Genomic DNA, 19,165 nt, shown 5'->3' with positions numbered 1-19,165 from the left:
ATGCCTACCTACCTCGCTTTGCACTACTGGGCCGGAGCCGGCCGCGAGTTTGACCTGCTGGCCCCGCTGCTGCCGCCGGGTAGCCGCCTGCTGGCCCCCGACCTGCCCGGCTTTGGGGCGCAGGCCGCGCCGGCGGGCTTCGACTACTCGGTGCGCGCCTACACCGACTGGCTGGCGCACTACATTGCGGAGAATCAGCTCGCTGACTATCAGATTATTGGTCATAGCATGAGCGGTAAGTTTGCGCTGGCGTTGGCGGCGCGGCGGCCGGCGGGGCTGCGCGGGCTGGTGCTACTTTCGCCCTCGCCCCCGAGCCCGGAGCCCATCAGTGATGCCGACCGGGCGGCCAGCCTGGCGGCCTACGGCCAGCCCGCCGAAGCTGAGAAAACAGTTGATAAAATCACGGGCCTGCCCCTACCCCCCGGCTGGCGCGAGCACGTGGTGGACGACAACCTGCGCACCAGCCAGGCCGCCTGGGATGCCTGGCTGGAACACGGCTCGCGCGAGGATATTTCGGCCCTGATGCCCCAGGTGCAGGTGCCCTGCCGCCTGCTGGTGGGCGAGCACGACCACGCCATTCCGCTGGCGGCCCAGCGCCGCCAGACGCTACCGCTGCTACCCCCCGGCTCGCCGCTGGTGGTGATGCCCGGCGCGGGCCACCTGCTGCCGCTGGAAGACCCCATTATGGTGGCTAAGGAGTGCGTGGGGTAGTAAATGTGCGGTAAACTTTAGCTTGCGGTAAACAACATCACATTAATCAACTACTTGCGGCAAGCGAAAGCTTATCCTAACCTTATGCCTACCTACCAGAATCCCGTGCTGGATACCGATTTCCCGGACCCCAGCATCACGCTGGCCCCGGATGGCTATTACTACGCCTACGCCACCCAGACGAAGTATAAGAACCAAATTATCAATATTCAGGCGGCCCGGTCCCTGGACTTAGCCACCTGGGAGTATCTGGGCGAAGTGCTACCCCACAAAGCCGCCTGGGCCGCCACCAGCCAGCGCTATTGGGCCCCCGACGTGAGCCAGCGCGCTGATGGCCGCTATATCATGTACTTCTCGGCGCAGCCCAACGACCCGCAGGCCGGCATGGGCATGGGCGTGGCGCTGGCCGAGCACCCGGCCGGCCCCTTTGTAGCGCAGGCCGAACCGCTGCTGGCGGGCGGCCCTGGCTTTCAAGATATTGACCCCATGCGCTTCGTGGAGCCGGAAACCGGGCGGCAGCTGCTGTTTTGGGGCTCGGGCTTTGGGCCGCTGCGGGTGCGCGAGCTGGCCGCCAATGGCCTAAGTTTCGCCGCTGGCAGCGCGGCCGAGGTGGTGGTGCAGCCGCTGCCGGCCGGGGAAGCCACTTACGGCCACCTCATTGAGGGCAGCTGGGTGCACTACCGCGCCGGGTGGTACTACCTGTTTTACTCTGGCGACAACTGCTGCGGGGCCCACGCCAGCTACGCCGTACTGGCCGCCCGCGCCCGCCAGCCCACCGGCCCCTACCAAACGCTGGCCCAGGCCCGCGGCGGCGACGGCACCATCCTCACCGAAAATACCCGCTGGCTGGCCCCCGGCCACAACTGCCTCGTCACCGATGCGCAGGGCCAGGACTGGCTTCTCTACCACGCCATCGACCGCCACCAGCCCACCTTCGACGCTATCAATGACGAGCAAGGCCAGTCGCGCCGCGTGCTGCTGCTGAGCAAAGTCAGCTACGATGCCGAGGGCTGGCCTTTTATAAAGGCTTAGGGATTGATGCCGTTCTGCTTACTCGCTGAACGCCCCTAATCCCCCTGGCGTGTTTCTGAGGGTGGCAGAGGACGGCTACGCTGTTGGCCCTGGATTCGTACCGAATCTACTGGCTCATCCTGAACTGGCTCGATGAGTGAGGCCTTGCTTAAGGACAAGTGGAGACTACTCCCTGAATGAGGCAGTTGACGACTTTGGTTTTGGAGTCTACACAAATATTTTGGGCGTATTTAGTCACCAGCAGGCCGCGGGCAAAGCCGTTGCGGAGCAGGCTGTTGGTTACGTGTCCCCCGTCCACATGAAAAAAAGCCACCAAGTCGTCGCCCGCTGAGTCGAAATAACAGTTTTCTACGAACATATTCCGGGCTAAGGCATCGTTGGGCTGGTTCAACTGAGGCCCCCCGTGCGGGCTGGCCAGGCAGGGCGACTGCCCCTGAAGGGGCGGGTCCTTATCAATCCGGCAACCGGAAATAAGAACATTTGTCGGACCACCCCGCACCAATACCCGAGTCGAACGCATCCACCGCACCCGAACGAACTGAATACGGTTGCCACCCTGTCCAAACCAGACGGCATTGCCCGCCGCCATCGATTTGATGCCAATCAGGTCGCCTACCAAAAACGGGGTGATGCGGGGATACTTGAGCTGCATCAGCCAGCGGTTAGCAGTCACCCGCGTGGCTATGGTCCAGTCCACCTGCGCCACCGTCATATCTAGCAGAGGGTTGTTAGGATTGTGGCTGTAGCGCCGAAGATACTTCCCCGGATTGCCTTGCGGCGCTACGATTCGTTGCGGCGTAGGGAAACCAGGTTGGATGTCGAGCCAAACTTGACCTGGCTCCACGCGTGCCACAATGCCCTGCGAAACAGTCATCCGAGGCCGGGTACAAGTCAGGTCGCGCAGGGTAAAGTTGCGGACGGCACTGCCCATAAATTCGCTGCTGGCCATGTCGGTGAAGACCAGCGTAGTCTTATCCATACCCGCTCCCTGAATCGTGAGCTGGCCCCTGGGCCCCGTCTGCAAGGAGTTTCCCAACGCAATGCCCGCCCCACCTGTCCCGCCGATGGCGTACCGGCCGGCATTTATCTGGATAATGATGGTATCGTTGGGGCTCGTTTTAAAATGGGCCCGTGCCTCATCAACGGCCATTTGGAGGGATGCCTGCGTAATATGACCGTATTTGACAGCTACGTTCCAGACGAGCGTGGTGGAAGTTGGTTCGGGGGCAACGGCCTCTGAACGGCAGGAAAATGGCCGGGCCTCAACGAATAATAGGCCAATCGAAAGCAGCAGAATAAGTTTTTGCATAATCGTCAAGCGTTTTCATCTATGGAGCCAGCACTTTTACTTCAATGATGTTTTTCAACACTGGTTTAAATAGGGAATATGTAAGTCAGAGGAACCAGGAAATATTATGCTGTGGCTGGCGCGTAATGGATGCCGGTGGCGTGCCCTACCCCTGGCCTAGGGCAACTGGCGCACTACGGATACCTACTTCCGGCCGCTACGGGGGCTTAAGCAGCAAGCTGCACATCGTGGCTGACGCCCACGGCCGTTTTGTACGAGGCTGCCCTTGCTCGGCGAGTTACCCCCCGCCCACCTACTCGCCGACCGCAGCTACGACGCCGGACCCGTTAGCCTGGCCGCTCGTGGCACCTACGCCATCATCTCGCCGCGGTGCAAGCGCTATTGCCCCTGCCTGTATTACCCTGTGCGCTATGCCCAGCGCCAGGCCATTGAACGACTTTTTAGCCGCCTCAAACGCCAGTTCGCCGCGCGCTACGACAAGCCGAACAAGCATTGGTTAGCTCTTACTCACATGGCTGCCACTATGGTCTGGCTCCGCCACTGTTGACAATTCCTACCCCTACTAAAAGGCCCCTATTCCAGCGAGCGGCCACGGAAGAGGATGTAGCCCAGGTGGCCGTACACGCCGAAGCGGTGGGCGGGGTCATCGTAGTATTCGGCGTGCACAGCCAGCGGGCCCACGGGGGTGGTGAGGATGAGGCCCGTAACGGCCGTGAGGTAGGGCCGGCTGAGGCCCTTGCCGCGCTCGGCTATCTGGTTATTGTCGGTAAGGGGGGTAAGGTTGGTATGAGCGAAAAGCTCAGAGCGCCACTCCAGCTTGCCCAGCACCGGCTGCGAGTAGCGCAGCCCGGCCGCCACAAAGCGCGGCGAGCGGTAGTGCTCCATAAAGAGCGTGCGCGAATCGACCAGCGGCGCGAAAACGGGCGCGGTCGTCAGCGAAGAGCGATAGTTGAAAAACGTGCCCTGGCCGCTGACCGAGATTTCCCCGAAGTAGCCCCAGGCCGACTTGTCCTGGCGCAGGGGGTAGTAGCGCTCATAGGTGCCCCTGAATTGTAGCCACTCGTGGTGCCGCGAGCGCTCGCCCAGGTCCTGGGTGTTGGAGGTAGTGCCGGGGTCGTAGACCTCGGTGCCCGTGACGCCCCGCACCGTGATAACGGCGCGCTGGCCCGCCGTGGCGTACTGCTTGCGGTTGAGCGAGTTGCGGGTAAAGCGCAACGCCGCAGTGCCGCCCTTAAATGAGGTGCGGTCGAGCCGGTCCGACGACTGTAAATCGGTCGCGTTAGCATAGTTGTCCACGTTGAAGAAAGCCCCTGCGTCGAGTACCACGCGCGAGCGGTAGCGCGGCGACACCCCAAACTGCGCGCCCACTTTCGTGTCCTTTTGCAGCACCTGCGTATTCACCACATCTCGGCCCAGCAGGCCGCCCGTCTGCTGGTAGTCCCACTGGTTGTAGGTCACGATGGGCGATACGTAGAACGGCAGCCGCCCCGGCGCATTCAGCCGGAACGACGCCTGCGCGCCGTTGTAGAAGCGCCCTACACTCACGTTGGCCGCCACCGAGTACAGCAGCCGCCGCAGGTAGCGAAACTCCACGCCCAAATACAAGCTCTCGATGGGCCGGGTGCTCAGGGCGAAGCCGACCTCAGCCGAAACGTTGTTATTGCGTTGCACGTCGAGCCCGAACACGTAGCCCTTCAGTTCCGGGTCGTAGCGCAGGCGCGGGTAGATATTGCGGAAATAGCTGTCCGAAGCCAAGCGGTAGTAGCCGTTCTCCAGCCCGTCGAGGGTGTAGGTAGCGCCATCCTTCGGGAAAAAGCTGCGGGCATACTCGTTCTGGTCGGGGCGCAGGCCGCTCACTTCTACCTTCACGAAGCGGGGGGTAGGCACGCCCTGCTGAAAAGCCAGGCGGCGCGCCTGCAAGGCCACCGTATCGACGCGACGCGCGATGCGCTGCCGAATTTCGGGTAGCTTGAGCTGGGTAGCTGTGTCGCCCTCGGCAATGAGCGTGCGCACCTTATCGAAGTCGGCTGCGCCCAGGCCGCCCAGGTCCGGTTGAATGTAGATACCGTTTTTCCCCACGCTATTAGTATCGGCCACGCTGGTACCCAAAAAAATCAACGTAGTGGTCAGCAACTCATTATCTTTCTTGTAAGGATATTTCTTGAGCGCCACATCGCCCACGTTCACCCCAATGATAACGTCGGGCTTAAACTCCTTCCGCATCACGTCCGTCGGAAAATTATCCAGCACGGCCCCGTCGAACAGGTAGCGCCCGTCGAGGTTGCGAATGGGCCGGAAAGCCAGGGGGTAGGCCATCGAGTTGCGCACGGCATCGGCCAGCAAGCCCGACTTTTGCACCACCTTCTCGCGCGTGAAGACTTCCGTGGCCAGGCAGCGGTAGGGCACGAACAGGTTGTCGAAATTATAGTTGGCCTCAGCCGCCGCCGGGGCTAGCAGTTTCGCCAAGGCAAAGTTGAGGTTCAGGTCGTTGACGAGGGTAGGCGTGATGGTGGCCTGAAAGGTGGAGTCAATGGACAGGCCCAGGTTGAGGGCAGCGGGTGAGGGCTCAGCCGTGAGAAAATTGTACGTTTGGTCGGGCAGCGTTTTGCCGGTGGCCCAGCGCTGAAAATCCTCCGAGAGTACAATCTGCTCAATATCGCGCGGCGAATAGCCGGCCGCGTACATGGCTCCTACCACCGCCCCCATGCTATTGCCCACAATGTAGTCAATGGGGATACCGTTGGCTTCCAGCTGCTTGAGTACGCCCACGTGCGCCAGGCCCTTGGCCCCGCCGCCACTTAGCACCAGTCCTACTCGCTGGGCCGAGGCCGGGCCCGCCAGCTGCACTATCAACCACCCCCATAAAAGCCAGCGTAATCCGTTTAGCCGCATAGTCTGTTCTGCCAAAATGTAGCTGGCAAGTTACGCGCATCGCGCCGACGGCTCTGGCCAAAGCCCACTACTTGCGGCCAGCCAGGGCCCGGCTGACCACCAGCTAATCGAAACACCGGAATTTGTTCAATATTCTGATAATGAACCTTAAACAAACATAAAAACTTATCCGCACCGTGCAACCCGCGTGCCGGCCGCGCGTAATTTTGGTATTCTACCTTTCTGGCCCTGTGATGAAAACTACTGCCCCCGATGATGCCAGCAGCACCCCAGCTCGCAAACGAACCAAGACTCGGCCCGCCGCCCGCCGCCGCACCGCCGAAAACACGTACTCGGACCCCGCCCTACGCGAGCGCCTGAAAACCGAAATCAGGGTGGCCGCCAAGGGCGGTGAGCCCGGCACCTGGAGCGCCCGCAAGTCGCAGTTGCTCACCCTGGCCTACCAAAAGGCTGGTGGCGGCTACCTCCAGCGCCACCCCAATTCCAAGCAAACCAACCTGCACCACTGGACGGAGCAAGACTGGAAAACAGCCGATGGCCAGCCTGCCCGCCGCGCCGGCGGCACCACCCGCTACCTGCCCGCCGAAGCCTGGGACAAGCTCACTCCTGCCCAACAAAAGGCCACTAGCGCTAAAAAGCAGGCGGGTTCCAGGGCCGGCGAACACACCGTACCCAACACCGCGGCCGCCAAGCGCGCCCGCGGGCAAGCTAAGTAGGCAGGCCCGGAGCAGCCTTGGCAGCTCGGTTAGGTCAATTTTAAGGTACTGAGCAAGCTGGTTTAAATCGGCCGCCGTATAGGAGCTTTATTCTCGCCCTATGCTTGACAATATCAAAGAACTTTGGTCTGACCTGCTGGGTCTTTCTGCCTCTGCCAGCACTATTACCACCAGCCAGATTTGCTGGCGCACGGGAGTCATCTTTGTCATCGCTATTGTGCTGCTCCGCCTGTCGGGCCGTCGCACGTTTGCCAGCAGTAGTGCCCTCGAAACCATTGTTAAGTTTATGCTCGGTGGGCTGCTGAGCCGCGCCATTGCGGCGGCTGGCCCGTTTGGGGCCACTATCGCGGCGGCCGTCACGCTGGTGGTGCTGCACCGGGTTATCGCCTACGCCACGTACTTTTTCCCACCCCTAGGCCGCTTAATTAAGGGGGAGCCTTCCATTCTGGCCGAAGGTGACCTCATTCACTACGACGAACTGCGCGTAGCCAGCTTTTCCGAGCAAGCCATGCGCGCCGCCGTGCGCGGCGCGGCCAACCTCGACGACCTCAGCGAAACCAAAACCGTGCGCCTGGAGCACGACGGCTCCGTAAGTGTGGTGAAGAAGGAGAAGGAGTAAGCGGGTTTCAGCGCCGCCGTAGGTATACCAGGCTGAACTTAGTAAAGCTCTAATACGCCACTGGTTGGGGAATCAACTAACTGTTGAATAGTTGACAAATGTAGCCTCAATAACGCAGCCAATGAGCGAGTTGACTGGTTACCGACCCGTAGCATAACTACTTTGGGCGGAAAACCCAGCACTCCGGCAAAGCGATAAAAATCGTCATCATTGGTAACAACCAGGTAGCCAGGTCTTTTTGCCCAGTCCCAGATGTCGTGGTCCTCGGCCGGGTTGGGCAACCCAGTTTTACTAACGTGTCGCACTTACACGGGCAGTTCCGTCAACTGGCGAACGAGCCGGTATGATAAATTGGCATCTAGCAGCCAGTTCATTTAAGCAGCAAGTTGACGAGTGGGCTCCTCCAAATTGGCCGCGAAGGCCAAAGCCGCCCGAATGTGGACCACCGTTAATTCGGGGAAGTCCTCGATAATTTCTTCGTTTGTCATCCCAGAAGCCAGCCAACCCAGAATGTCCTGCACCGCGATGCGTGTGCCGGTAATGCAGGGCTTGCCAAACCGAATGCCGGGCTGCGTGCTGATAAGTGATGGCGAAGTATTCATAAGGAGCTAAAATTACGGCTTTTAATCTCTCTTCCCCTTCAGCATCTGCTTCAAAGCCCCCAACTCGTCGCGCAACTTGGCAGCTTGCAAAAAGTCCAATTCCTTAGCGGCGGCTTCCATTCGCTTTTCGGTGGTTTTAATGAGCTTTTCCAGCTCGGCTCGGTTCATCATGGCCACTACCGGCTCAGCGGCCATTGCCAGGGCCGCACCGCCTTCGGCGTAGGCTCCGGCGGGGGCCTGGGCCTCTACAGTGCGGTAGTCGGCCAGGTCGGTCTGGCCTAGAATCTGGGCGTGGCTCTTGCGCACCGTGCGCGGCGTGATGCCGTGTTCCTCGTTATATGCCTGTTGGGTGGCGCGGCGGCGGTTGGTTTCGTCAATGGCGCGCTGCATCGAGCCCGTCATGCGGTCGGCGTAGAGAATGACTTTGCCGCGCTCATTACGCGCCGCCCTACCCATCGTCTGGATGAGCGAGCGCTGGTCGCGCAGGAAGCCTTCCTTGTCGGCATCCAGAATGGCTACCAGGCTAACTTCCGGCAAATCAAGGCCTTCGCGCAGTAGGTTTACGCCAATAAGCACATCTACCTCGCCCAGCCGCAGGCGGCGCAGAATCTCCACCCGGTCCAGCGTCTTCACGTCCGAGTGAATATATTCGACCTTAATACCCAGGCGCTCCATATACTTACTCAGCTCTTCGGCCATGCGCTTGGTGAGGGTCGTCACTAGCACGCGGTCGCCGGCCTTCACCCGCTCATCCACCTCATCGAGCAGGTCGTCAATCTGGTTCACGCTAGGCCGCAGGTCAATTACCGGGTCCAGCAGGCCGGTGGGGCGGATAATTTGCTCCACCACTACCCCATTAGCCTGAGTCAGCTCATAGTCAGCCGGCGTGGCACTCACGAATACCGCCTGCCGGTACATACTCTCGAACTCGTTGAATGTCAGCGGCCTATTGTCAAAAGCGGAGGGTAGGCGGAAGCCATACTCGATGAGGGCCGTCTTGCGCGAGCGGTCACCGCCCCACATGGCCCGGATTTGCGGAATGGTGGCGTGGCTCTCGTCCACAACCAGCAGATAATCCTTGGGGAAATAATCGAGCAAACAGAACGGCCGCGAGCCCGGCTCGCGCCGGTCGAAGTAGCGCGAGTAGTTCTCAATACCCGAGCAGTAGCCCAGCTCGCGTATCATTTCGAGGTCAAACTCAGTGCGCTCCTGAATGCGGCGGGCCTCCACGTCGCGACCCTCCTTCTCAAAGTACTTGTGCTGCTGCACCATATCATCCTGAATTTCGTGGATGGCGGTGTTCAGCGTCTCCTTACCCGTCACAAACAGGTTGGCGGGGTAGAGGGTCATATTCTTCTCATCCGAGAGCTTACGCCCGCTCACGGGGTCAATCTTCTGAATCGCCTCAATCTCATCGCCGAAGAAGAAAATGCGGTAGGCGTAGTCGGCGTAGGCCGGAAACACGTCCACCGTATCGCCCTTCACCCGAAACGAGCCGCGCTTGAACTCGACCTCGGTGCGCGAGTACAGAATCTGCACAAACTGGTAGAGCAGGTTATTGCGCGAGTAGCGGTGGCCGGGCGCCAAGAAGATAACATTCTTGCTAAATTCCTCCGGGTTACCAATACCATAAATACATGATACTGAAGCAATCACCACCACATCGCGCCGCCCGCTCAGCAGCGTGCTGGTGCAGTGTAGCCGCAGCTTCTCAATCTCCTCATTGATGGCTAAGTCCTTCTCAATAAAGACGTCGGAGCTGGCAATGTAGGCTTCCGGCTGGTAATAGTCGTAGTAGCTGATATAGTACTCAACGGCATTATTCGGGAAGAACCCCTTAAACTCGCCGTAGAGCTGGGCAGCCAGCGTCTTATTGTGGCACAGTACCAGAGCCGGCTTGCCGGTTTCGGCAATCACGTTGGCCATCGTGAAGGTTTTACCGGTACCCGTGGCTCCGAGCAGCACCTGGGCCGGCTCGCCGGCCTCAACACCCTGCACGAGCTGAGCAATGGCGCGCGGCTGGTCGCCGGTAGGTTGAAAGTCGGAAGTAAGCTGGTACGTGGACATGCGCGAGCGGCTGGAAAAAGGCCAATCTTGCAAACCCTAAACCCACCGCCGAGGTTTCCGCGCTTTCGAGAAAAAGCGAGGGGGTAGGGCCTAGCGCGGGTCGCGCCACACCAGCTGCTCGTCGGTAGCCTGCTGGTAGAACTCCGGGCAGCGGCCGTCACCTTTGCCACTCAGGCCGCCGCTGGGGGCACACAGTACGTTAAAGCACCCGTCATAGAGTGTGACGAACTGGTCGCAGCATGTCTGGTCCGAGGCCAGGTATACCTTCTGGCCTTGCCACTTATACTGCCAGATAGTGTAGGCTGGGTTGCCCTTGGGCTTGGCTTGCAGCTCCACTATTTTGACCTGTAGGCTAGTAGTCGAGCATTCCGGCGTGGGCGCTACCTCCTTCTGGCACCGAGCAGCCAGCAGGGGCAGCACCACTAGAGCAGCCAGGGCGCTCAAACGAAATTTTCGCATAGCTCAGAAGGGCGAGGAATAAAGTAATTAACTGATGCTCAAGCGCGCCGCGCTTAAGGAAGCTGGGACACGAGCCGGGCGCTACCCACCGCAGCGCGCGAGTAGGGCCGACTGGCTTCCTGGCGCTGGCCCAGGCAGTGGCGGGTGGCCAGCCGCGCCCCCACGATGCAGCCACCTGCTGCTGCCACCAGCAATAAGCGTAAGAGAAAAGGCATAAGCTTTTTTTAAAGGATAGTACGCAGCGGCCCAGCGATGGCAGCCCGGCAAATTAAGGGGCTTTAGGACTACGGCCCAGCTCCAGGCCAGCTTCCAGCCCAAAGCTATAGGGCCGCGGCTGGTGCCAGAAATCCTGGCCGGGGTCGGCGCTCATACTCAAAATGCCGACCTCAGCCACCGGCCCCAGGTTGAGGGCCCACTGGTGGCCCGCCGGCCGGTACTGAATGCCGCCCCCGCCCCGCAGGCCCGCCGTCAGGTGCCGGTAGGGCGAGCTGGTCGAGAGTAGAGTGTAGGTGCGCGTGGCTTCGGGCACGCCTTCCACTTCGCTGTGGGCACTGAATAACGTGGTGAGCAGCGCGCCCATTCGGCCGTAGAGCGAGAAGCCCGACTTCACGGGGTTAGTGTAGCGGGCCTCAGCCGACACGCTGGCCGCGCGGTAGCGGTACGTCGTGCGTTGCGCCTGGGCCTGCGGCGGCAGCGCCTGCATATACGCGAGGGTTGCTACCGGGCCGTCGTCATAAATCGCCGCGCCCGCCGAGCTGGCCGTGTTTTGGCTCAGCTCCAGGGCCGTGCGCAGGCCCCAGCGGCTAGCCCCCAGGCGGCGGGTAGCCCACAGGCTCAGGCGCTGGCCCAGGCCCTGGTGCAGGCTCTCGCGGTACTCTACCGTGGTGGGGCGGGCAATGGCTACCGCGTTTGTCGTCACAAAGCTTCCGTAGCTCGCAGTAGCCTTCGTGAAGTTGATATTGGGCTGAAACGCGCTGACCGCGTAGCCGAGCCCAAACTGCCAGTGCCGCGCCAGCTCCACCGGCGGCATCGTCACCGGCACGGGGTCCAAGCTGGCGGGCAAGGCCGCCACGGGCAGCGCCAGGCCCGCCTCGTGGGTGGCCAGCAGGCCAGCGGCCCCGGCCGGGCCGTCTTCCGCGCCCATCGGTGTGCCAGTCGCAGCCAGGGCTACCGCCACTGGGAGGGGTAGAGAGCCCGAGACGGCTTCGGCAGTTGTAGCCGGCGGAGCAATAGCCACATTACCAGTAAGATAAGCCCGCCCAGTGGCCTCACCCGAAACAATAGCCCCATCTGGGCTGGCCAGCAGTGTGCCCGGCGCAAAGCGCCCTAAATGGCGACGGCCGGCCCGGACGCGCGAAGTGGGGGTAGCAACCTGGGCAACGGCCGCTCCAGGGTGAGTGGCAGGGGGTAGGGCCACGGAGGCCAGCGTAGAAGTTTGGTCGATAGCGGGCGGGGTGGTAGTAGCAAGGGTAGCGTCGGAGCGGTTGGTAATAGAAACCGGGCTGAGCTGCGGCGGAGCCAGAGCCGCGCCTGCCCGGCGGGCGGTAGCCAGGCCGGGCCGGTCGGCCGCCGCGGGGGTAGCCGTGGCCAGCGTGGGGGCCGGGGCTAGCTGGCTGTGCAGCCAGCCGCCCCCGGCCAGCGAAGCCAGCAGCAGGCTGGCCGCGATGGCCCAGCGGTGCGCGCGCAGCCGCCGCCGGTACTGTTCATTCTGAGCTAGCAAGAGGCTATTGTCCAGCTGCTCCCACACGTGAGGGCGCGGGGGCACCGCCGCCGCCTCGCTCTCGAGCAGGTGGTGGCGGAACAGGTCTTCTAAGCTACCCTTGGGCGGGGTCGGGGATTCCATAAATGAGTAATTGAAATTATTTAGCGGGAGGTTGGAGGCGGGCGAGCTTGGTTTGGAGCACCACGCGGGCGCGGGAATATTGCGATTTGCTGGTGCCCTCCGAGATACTCAGCATCTCCCCGATTTCCCGGTGCGTGTAGCCTTCGATGGCGTAGAGGTTGAATACCAGCCGGTAGCGCGGGGCCAACTCCTGCACCACAGCCAGCAGCTCGCCGTAGGCGTAGCTGCTGAAGGTAAATTCTTCGCTGGCCAGTAGCTCGGGATAGTCGCCGTCGCTCACGGCTACCAGTGGGGCGTTGCGGCGGTGCTGGCGCAGGGCCGCATTCACCATGATGCGCCGAATCCAGTATTCGAGTGGGCACTCGCGCCGAAAACTGCCCAGGGTCCGAAACACCGTTAGAAAACCTTCTTGCAACACGTCTTCGGCCTCAAACGTCGTCTGGGCATAGCGCAGGCACACGGCCATCATGCGGGCGGCGTAGCGGTCGTAGAGCTGTTTCTGAGCCAGTTGCCGGCCTTGCAGGCAGCCCTCAATGAGCTCGGCTTCGGTGGGCAGGGTAGCACCACTAGAGCGGCTTACCGTCAAGTTATTAGCAGTAGGCATCGGGGTTCCAGGGACCAGCGCGGGCCAGGCGGCGGCACTCATAGCAGGGGCCGGCGCAGGCCGGCGTAAACTCGGGTAACCATGTGCATCATTAGCTAGCTGCCTACGAAATATACGCCTGCCCACCGGGCCTACCGCTACGCCTTCTAAGAAGCCTACCCCCCACCAGGCGTTGCATACGTAGCGTAAATTATTTTATTTTTAAGCTAAATTTTTATAAGTCAGAATATTACGCACGCATAACTTCTGTTAATTAAACAATGTAACTACATTTAATGTATAAACATCTGTCAGCCTCAAGCGCTACCTGCAACTAGCTGGGCCCGCGCGCATTTCTTATTTTTCACCCCATTTTCTCCCTCATGAAAACGCTCATTTTATTTTATTCGACCTACGGCCACGTTTGGAAGCTAGCGGAAGCCGTGGCGGAAGGTGCGCGCGAAGTAGCCGGCAACGAGGTAACTATCAAGCGCGTCCCTGAAACCCTGGCCCAGGAAATCCTGGACAAAACGGGCGCGACCGAGGCGCAGCAGGCTTTCGCCCACGTGCCCGTGGCTACCCCCAACGAGTTGGCCGATTACGACGCCATCATTTTCGGCACGCCAACCCGCTACGGCAACCTCTGCGGCCAGATGCAAGCCTTCATGGATAGCACCGGCGGCCTATGGGCCACGGGCGCACTGGTGGGCAAGGTGGGCGGGGCTTTCGTGAGCACGGCCACCCAGCACGGCGGCCAAGAAGAAACCATCCGCAACTTCCACACCGAGCTGCTGCACCACGGCTTCGTTATCGTGGGCCTACCCTACGCCTGGCAGGGCCAGATGGGTTACACCGAAGTAACCGGCGGCACGCCCTACGGTGCCAGCACCGTGGCCGGCGGCCAGGGCGAGCGCCAGCCGAGCCCCAACGAGCTGGAAGGAGCCCGCTTCCAGGGTCGCCACACCGCCCAGATTGCCAGTAAATTGGCGAAATAAGGAAATGGTAATTGAGTGCATAAAGAGAACGGTCATGCTGACGAAGGAAGCATGACCGTTCTCTTTATGCACTCAATTACCATTTCCCTCAATTACCATTTCGCCATTCCAGATGGCCCAGGCGGCTTCGGCTTGCAGCTCCAGCATTTCCAGACCGTTTCTGATTTGGGCGCCCGCGGCCAAGCCACGCTGCAAAAACAGGGTTTCGGGCGGGTTATAAATGAGGTCGAACAGGTAGTGTCCCGGCGTGAGGGCTTCGTAGGGCAGCGGCGGGCATTCTTCTACGGCCGGGTAGGTACCTAGCGGGGTCGTATTGATAAGGAGCGGATGCGCCGCCAGCACCGCCGGAGTCAGCTCGGCGTAGGTGAGATGCCCGGCTTGCGGGCGGCGTGAAACCGGCTGGCTGGCAATACCTAGCTCGCGCAGCGCCACGGCTACGGCCTTGGCCGCGCCGCCGGTGCCCAGCACCAGTGCCCGCGCCTCCGCCCCGCGCACGGGGTAGAAGCGCCGTAGCGATTCCCGGAAGCCCACGTAATCGGTATTGTGTCCTACCAGCTCGCCACCGGCACGCAGCTCAATAACGTTGACCGCTCCCACCAGCGCGGCCGAGGGCGCGAGCCGCGCGAGGTAGAGACCCATCTGCTCTTTATAAGGAATGGTGACGTTCAGGCCCGCCAGGTCGGGGTAGCGGGCCAGCAGTTGCGGCAGCTCAGCGGCCTCGGCCAGCTCAAACAGCTCGTAGCGACAATCAGCTAGCCCCAAGTCAGTGAACTTTTGACTGAAGTACCGCTGCGAAAATGAGTGGGCTAACGAACGGCCCAGCAGCCCGAAAGTGCGCATAAGCTGTAAAAAAGAAATGGTACCCTACCCCCCCTACGCCGGCCGGCCTTGCAGCTTGCCGCGCACGAACTGCCACAGCGGCGGCAGCACCGACACCAGAATAATGGCGTAGATAACCAGCGTAAAATTATTTTTCACTAGCGGGATATTCCCAAAAAGGTAGCCCGCCAGCGTCAGCGACACCACCCACAGCACCGCCCCTGCAATGCTGAACGAGGCGAAATGCCGGTACGTCATGGTGCCTACCCCCGCCACAAAGGGCGCAAACGTGCGCACGATGGGTACGAAGCGCGCCATAATGATGGTCTTACCCCCGTGCTTGGCATAAAACGCCTGCGTCTGCTCCAGGTACTTGCGCTTCAAAAACCGGAAGTCCTCCCGAAATACCCTGGGGCCAAGGTAGTCGCCAATGGCGTAGTTCAGGTTATCACCAATAAACGCGGCCACTATCAGCAGCGGAATCAGGTAGCCAATTTGAAGCAGCGGCTGGCCAGTTTCGGGGCTGACCTGCGCGGCCAGCGTGCCCGCCACGAATAGCAGCGAGTCGCCGGGCAGAAAGGGCAGCACCACTACTCCGGTTTCAGTAAAGATTATCAGAAAAAGAATCAGGTACGTTAGGTTGCCGTAATCGTGCACTACGCTTACCAGCGTCTTGTCGAGGTGCAGCAGTAAGTCTAAAAAGTGCTTGAGTAACTCCATGCGGGGTAGGGTTGAATGCGCAAAGAAAGGGCGGCTGGTACGAAGATTGCGAAGCCGCCGCCCAACTTGGGCTGGATGGCCTGCGTTTAAGGCGGGCCAAAACTCTACTCTCATGATTGTGTACCAAGGCGGTGACTGGTGGCAGGCACTTCGCCACTTTCACACGTCGGCCGTCATTCGCCGGCTGCTGGTGCGCGTCAGCGTAGTAGGTATTTACAACGGACTTATTGCCCTTTGGGGACTGGAGCTTCACCATCCCATGCTCAGTATCAGCCGGGAATATTTTTCCTTCCTGGGTATTCTGCTGAGTTTGCTAATGGTCTTTCGTACCAACACGGCCTACGACCGCTACTACGAGGGCCGCAAAGTATGGGGGCAGCTCATTTCGCAGTGCCGGGGCCTGGCCATCGAGTTCAACGCCGTACTACCCCGCGATGCCATCGCCAGCCGGCGCTACTTCGCCGCGCTCATCTCCAACTTCCCCTTCGCGCTCAAAGGCTCGTTACGCGGCCAAATGAAATTTGAGCAAATGGAAGCCACGCCCGACATTATGGAGCGGCTGCGCACGGCCGAAAACGTGGCCGCCACCATCCTGGCCGTGTTGCAGGAAAGCCTGGAGCAGTTGCGCCAAGTTGAAATTATTCGTGATACGCACTTGCTCACCTTCAAGCCCCATTTCTTAGGCATGATGTCAGTCAGCGGCACCTGCGAACGCATTAAGGCTACCCCCATCCCTTTTTCCTATACCTTTTTCATTAAGGCGTACATTCTGACTTTTATCGGGGTAATGCCGTTCGTGCTACTGTCCACCTCTGGCTTCTTTATGATTCCTATTGCCATGTTCGGGGCCTACGCGCTGCTGGGCCTGGAAATGATTGGCGAGGAAATCGAGAACCCTTTTGGGCTGGATTCCAACGACCTACCCCTCACGCAGCTCTCGAACCGCATCCGGTTCAGCGTGCACGATATTCTGCGCGTTGAGCTTTCCGAGCAGAAAAAGGCTCTGGCAGCTATGCCTTACAGCGTAGTGCACTAAAACTATAATCCTACTTTCTGACGGGATAAGCAAAACCGCTTCCAGCATTGGTGCGTATCTTGCGGCCGGTTGCATTATTTGCAGCTGATTTAGGCTTTTGTTACTTTGTGGGATTTTTCTTAGAAAGAAGTTAACCTCACATGACCTCTTGCGTACAAGGCCACACTTGCGTTTTTGAACGCTTTTAACTCAGCACCTTCACTCCTTTTTTCATCATGCAAAATCTTACTCTTACGCCGAAAGGTAGGCCCGGCTGGGCGTCTTGGCGGGTTTTATTACCATTTTTAGTCCTGCTTGCAGGTCTGAGTTCTTCGCGTTCGGCGTGGGGACAGGTATACTTTAATGCGAGTGACCTAACAGTTAGCGCAACTACTACCACAGCTTCTTCCAACACACTTTATTTCGGTCTACGAGGGCAGGACTCTACTACTACTCGTTTTGCGGGAGCAGACTTAGGTAAAGGTGGAATCTTTGACCTGACAACTGGTAGTTTGGCCATTGCCGCAATTAGTGACACGCTAAACGGTGCAACTAAGACAATACCAGTTAATAGCTCTAATTTTTACTACCGGGTGTATCTAAAGGGTACGATGACAAGTTCTATACCCGCTTATAAAAGTCTGCCTTTAACGTTAACTTCTACTAAAACCAGTTCTCCAGTAACGTACATTTATAGCAGTTCTATCGACTTATTAGCTATTGCTAAAACGATTGGCGGTGGTACGTTTCAGGTTGATATATACTATGATGCTAATTATAAGAATGGTAGCAAGCCTTCAACAAATCTTCCTAACCCTGGCAATGGAGCTACTAATCCATACAGCGCAACTTTCACTGTACTAGCCCCTGCAGTTACGCCTAACGGAGCTACCACGACTTGGATTAGCCAGACTAACACTGCTGCCGGTGTTGATTGGCTAAATGCAGATAACTGGACTAACGGCGTTCCCACGCGCAATGCTGATGCCATTATCCCGGATAAAGGACCTAATTCCGCTTTTACAGTTACTCCCCTACTTGGTGACCCTGCGGCAACTTATGAGGTTAGGAGCCTAACTCTTAACGGTACAGCTAACAGTACGCGGGCACTTGTGCGTATCGGCCAATCTACTACGAATGGCACACCGATAGGCGCTACGCTACGTGTTTTTGGCGATTTGAACAACTACGCCGGTGGTCTACTAGGCGGTGTTGTGGGCTCACCAGGAGTACAGGACTCTACGCTCAACTCTACTGTGGTGTTTGCTCGCAATGATGGTAATCCTCAGGCTATCAGAGGGCTTCTAAGTGTTACAGATATTGTCGTTGAAGGCAGCGGTATTAAAGCGGTTATCAATGAAATTGATATATTAAATACACTAGTCTTCAAGGCGGCACCTAGGGGCACTGGCGCTATCCTACGTACAGCGGCAGATAATGCTAATTTTGACATTAATACTACGCAAACTACTAAGGTGGTTATAAATAATACCGGTATCTTGCAAGGAGAAACTAACACCTCCTATATTCAGGGAATAACAATCGCGGAAAGAACGATGAGTGTGGGCACACCGCAGACCTTTGGCAATATTGGCCTTGACCTCACTCCCACTCTGCCTGTAAGCGGGACTGTTAAGATTACGCGAACCGTCGGCGACCCTCTCACCCCACCGTCTACTACTGCCAATCCTTTGCCAATAAAGAGGCAGTATGGTATAACGGGTGATATCAATAATGGCAATACTACAGATATCGTATTCCATTATCTTAACTCAACAGATGAGTTGAATGGTAACCCGGAGCAAAATCTGACAATTTTTAAAACGGCCAATAACGGCCCTCCTTATAACCTTGTTGGCCGGACTGGGAATGTGGATATAGTAAATCACACCGTGACGCGACTGGGTTATAATGGCTCGCTCAACACCATAACCCTAGGAGATGAATTTAATCCTCTTCCGGTGGTCCTAGTCTCATTCAACGCTACCCGTAGTGCTGCTAACGCCCTGCTCACCTGGAAAACCGCTACGGAAACCAATAGCAGAGGCTTCGAAGTGCAGGTATCTACCGACGGCACTACTTTCCGCACATTAGGGTTTGTGAGCAGCGAAACGCCTAACAGCATACAGGCCAAAAACTACAAGTACGTGGACACGGAGAGTGGTAAGTTTGGTAATCGCTACTACCGCCTACACCAAGTGGATTTGGACGGTAAAGATTCGTACTCGCCCACGCGGGCCTTGAACTTCGATGGTTCGGCGACTGGCGCGGTAGCGTTATCCGTTTATCCCAATCCCTTCCTTGATACCGATAAGGTAAGTCTCAACTTCGGTAGTGACGTATCTAACGGGGTTGCTCAAGTGCAGCTGATTGACATGGTGGGCCGAACGGTACGCCAGCAGAGCCTGACCATTAACAATGCCAGCCTAGACTTGGGCGACCTGAGCGACCTGCATACCGGAATGTACTTGGCCCGCATCACGCTGGCGGATGGCAGTACCCAATCGGTACGCCTGCAGAAAAAGTAGACACTGGTTTATCTTGATTAAAAGGCAGGCTTTTTTCAGGAAGCCTGCCTTTTTTTAGTTAGAGTTGGTGCTAAATCGGCCGTCATTGTGAGCCTGCGAAGTAGTTGAACTTAACCGACACCTGCACCGCTCGTTTTGGAATGGTGCGGATGCGATTGCTTTGCAGTGTTCGCAATGGCGACCGATTACACGTTGTTATTAGCTTGAGAATCCGTACCTTTGCGGCCCTGTCAAGGTGGCGGGCCGGGAGCTAAC

The 19,165-nt window shown here is 58.7% G+C and carries 18 protein-coding genes; 7 read left to right on the top strand and 11 right to left on the bottom strand.

Going from position 1 to position 19,165, the window contains the following annotated elements:
* Complete coding sequence (locus LC531_RS00855; RefSeq protein ID WP_223648434.1) at positions 1–711, top strand: alpha/beta fold hydrolase; 711 nt, start codon at positions 1–3, stop codon at positions 709–711.
* A gap of 84 nt (positions 712–795) precedes the next feature.
* Positions 796–1,743: a glycoside hydrolase family 43 protein gene (locus tag LC531_RS00850; RefSeq protein WP_223648433.1), complete on the top strand. Its 948-nt coding sequence runs from the start codon at positions 796–798 to the stop codon at positions 1,741–1,743.
* Positions 1,744–1,891: 148 nt separating this feature from the next.
* Here LC531_RS00850 and LC531_RS00845 read toward each other — a convergent pair whose 3' ends face one another.
* Together LC531_RS00845 and LC531_RS00840 are read right to left on the bottom strand one after the other, a co-directional pair.
* Positions 1,892–3,061: a hypothetical protein gene (locus LC531_RS00845; RefSeq protein WP_223648432.1), complete on the bottom strand. Its 1,170-nt coding sequence runs from the start codon at positions 3,059–3,061 to the stop codon at positions 1,892–1,894.
* A 564-nt stretch (positions 3,062–3,625) separates the two neighbouring features.
* Positions 3,626–5,899, bottom strand: a complete 2,274-nt coding sequence (locus tag LC531_RS00840; protein ID WP_223653824.1) for a patatin-like phospholipase family protein — start codon at positions 5,897–5,899, stop codon at positions 3,626–3,628.
* Between the two features lie 278 nt (positions 5,900–6,177).
* Here LC531_RS00840 and LC531_RS00835 point away from each other — a divergent pair, with 278 nt between their 5' ends.
* Both LC531_RS00835 and LC531_RS00830 read left to right on the top strand, forming a co-directional pair.
* Positions 6,178–6,660 (top strand): hypothetical protein, encoded by a 483-nt coding sequence (locus LC531_RS00835; RefSeq protein ID WP_223648431.1) that lies wholly within the window; start codon positions 6,178–6,180, stop codon positions 6,658–6,660.
* A 100-nt stretch (positions 6,661–6,760) separates the two neighbouring features.
* Positions 6,761–7,279 (top strand): DUF421 domain-containing protein, encoded by a 519-nt coding sequence (locus LC531_RS00830; RefSeq protein WP_223648430.1) that lies wholly within the window; start codon positions 6,761–6,763, stop codon positions 7,277–7,279.
* Between the two features lie 38 nt (positions 7,280–7,317).
* Here LC531_RS00830 and LC531_RS00825 read toward each other — a convergent pair whose 3' ends face one another.
* The 7 genes from LC531_RS00825 to LC531_RS00795 form a co-directional block, all read right to left on the bottom strand.
* Positions 7,318–7,584: a DUF5615 family PIN-like protein gene (locus tag LC531_RS00825; protein ID WP_223648429.1), complete on the bottom strand. Its 267-nt coding sequence runs from the start codon at positions 7,582–7,584 to the stop codon at positions 7,318–7,320.
* 69 nt (positions 7,585–7,653) lie between these two features.
* A complete protein-coding gene (locus tag LC531_RS00820) occupies positions 7,654–7,881 on the bottom strand; it encodes a DUF433 domain-containing protein (protein ID WP_223648428.1) in 228 nt (75 codons plus the stop codon).
* 21 nt (positions 7,882–7,902) lie between these two features.
* Positions 7,903–9,948 (bottom strand): excinuclease ABC subunit UvrB, encoded by a 2,046-nt coding sequence (uvrB, locus tag LC531_RS00815; protein WP_223648427.1) that lies wholly within the window; start codon positions 9,946–9,948, stop codon positions 7,903–7,905.
* A gap of 90 nt (positions 9,949–10,038) precedes the next feature.
* Positions 10,039–10,407 (bottom strand): DUF6970 domain-containing protein, encoded by a 369-nt coding sequence (locus LC531_RS00810; protein WP_223648426.1) that lies wholly within the window; start codon positions 10,405–10,407, stop codon positions 10,039–10,041.
* Positions 10,408–10,460: 53 nt separating this feature from the next.
* A complete protein-coding gene (locus LC531_RS00805) occupies positions 10,461–10,622 on the bottom strand; it encodes a hypothetical protein (protein ID WP_223648425.1) in 162 nt (53 codons plus the stop codon).
* Between the two features lie 53 nt (positions 10,623–10,675).
* Positions 10,676–12,250, bottom strand: coding sequence for a hypothetical protein (locus LC531_RS00800; RefSeq protein ID WP_223648424.1), 1,575 nt, complete (start codon positions 12,248–12,250; stop codon positions 10,676–10,678).
* A 16-nt stretch (positions 12,251–12,266) separates the two neighbouring features.
* The gene (locus tag LC531_RS00795; RefSeq protein ID WP_223648423.1) at positions 12,267–12,854 is read right to left on the bottom strand and encodes an RNA polymerase sigma factor; all 588 of its coding nucleotides are present in this window, start codon (positions 12,852–12,854) and stop codon (positions 12,267–12,269) included.
* A gap of 362 nt (positions 12,855–13,216) precedes the next feature.
* Between LC531_RS00795 and wrbA the strand changes: the two genes are divergently transcribed.
* Entirely contained in the window at positions 13,217–13,828 is a 612-nt protein-coding gene (gene wrbA, locus LC531_RS00790; protein WP_223648422.1) for an NAD(P)H:quinone oxidoreductase, read from the top strand.
* 72 nt (positions 13,829–13,900) lie between these two features.
* Here wrbA and LC531_RS00785 read toward each other — a convergent pair whose 3' ends face one another.
* Positions 13,901–14,668, bottom strand: coding sequence for a shikimate dehydrogenase family protein (locus LC531_RS00785; protein WP_223648421.1), 768 nt, complete (start codon positions 14,666–14,668; stop codon positions 13,901–13,903).
* 33 nt (positions 14,669–14,701) lie between these two features.
* A complete protein-coding gene (locus LC531_RS00780; protein WP_223648420.1) occupies positions 14,702–15,367 on the bottom strand; it encodes a DedA family protein in 666 nt (221 codons plus the stop codon).
* Positions 15,368–15,479: 112 nt separating this feature from the next.
* Here LC531_RS00780 and LC531_RS00775 point away from each other — a divergent pair, with 112 nt between their 5' ends.
* On the top strand, positions 15,480–16,403 hold the full coding sequence (locus LC531_RS00775; protein ID WP_223648419.1) for a bestrophin family protein: 924 nt from the start codon (positions 15,480–15,482) through the stop codon (positions 16,401–16,403).
* Positions 16,404–16,618: 215 nt separating this feature from the next.
* Positions 16,619–18,910: a T9SS type A sorting domain-containing protein gene (locus LC531_RS00770; protein ID WP_223648418.1), complete on the top strand. Its 2,292-nt coding sequence runs from the start codon at positions 16,619–16,621 to the stop codon at positions 18,908–18,910.
* Positions 18,911–19,165 lie beyond the last annotated feature (255 nt).

It is taken from the genome of Hymenobacter psoromatis, from assembly GCF_020012125.1.
Taxonomy (GTDB): domain Bacteria; phylum Bacteroidota; class Bacteroidia; order Cytophagales; family Hymenobacteraceae; genus Hymenobacter; species Hymenobacter psoromatis.
The sequence above is the reverse complement of the archived record's forward strand: the minus strand, read 5'-3'. Positions and strand labels throughout refer to the sequence as shown.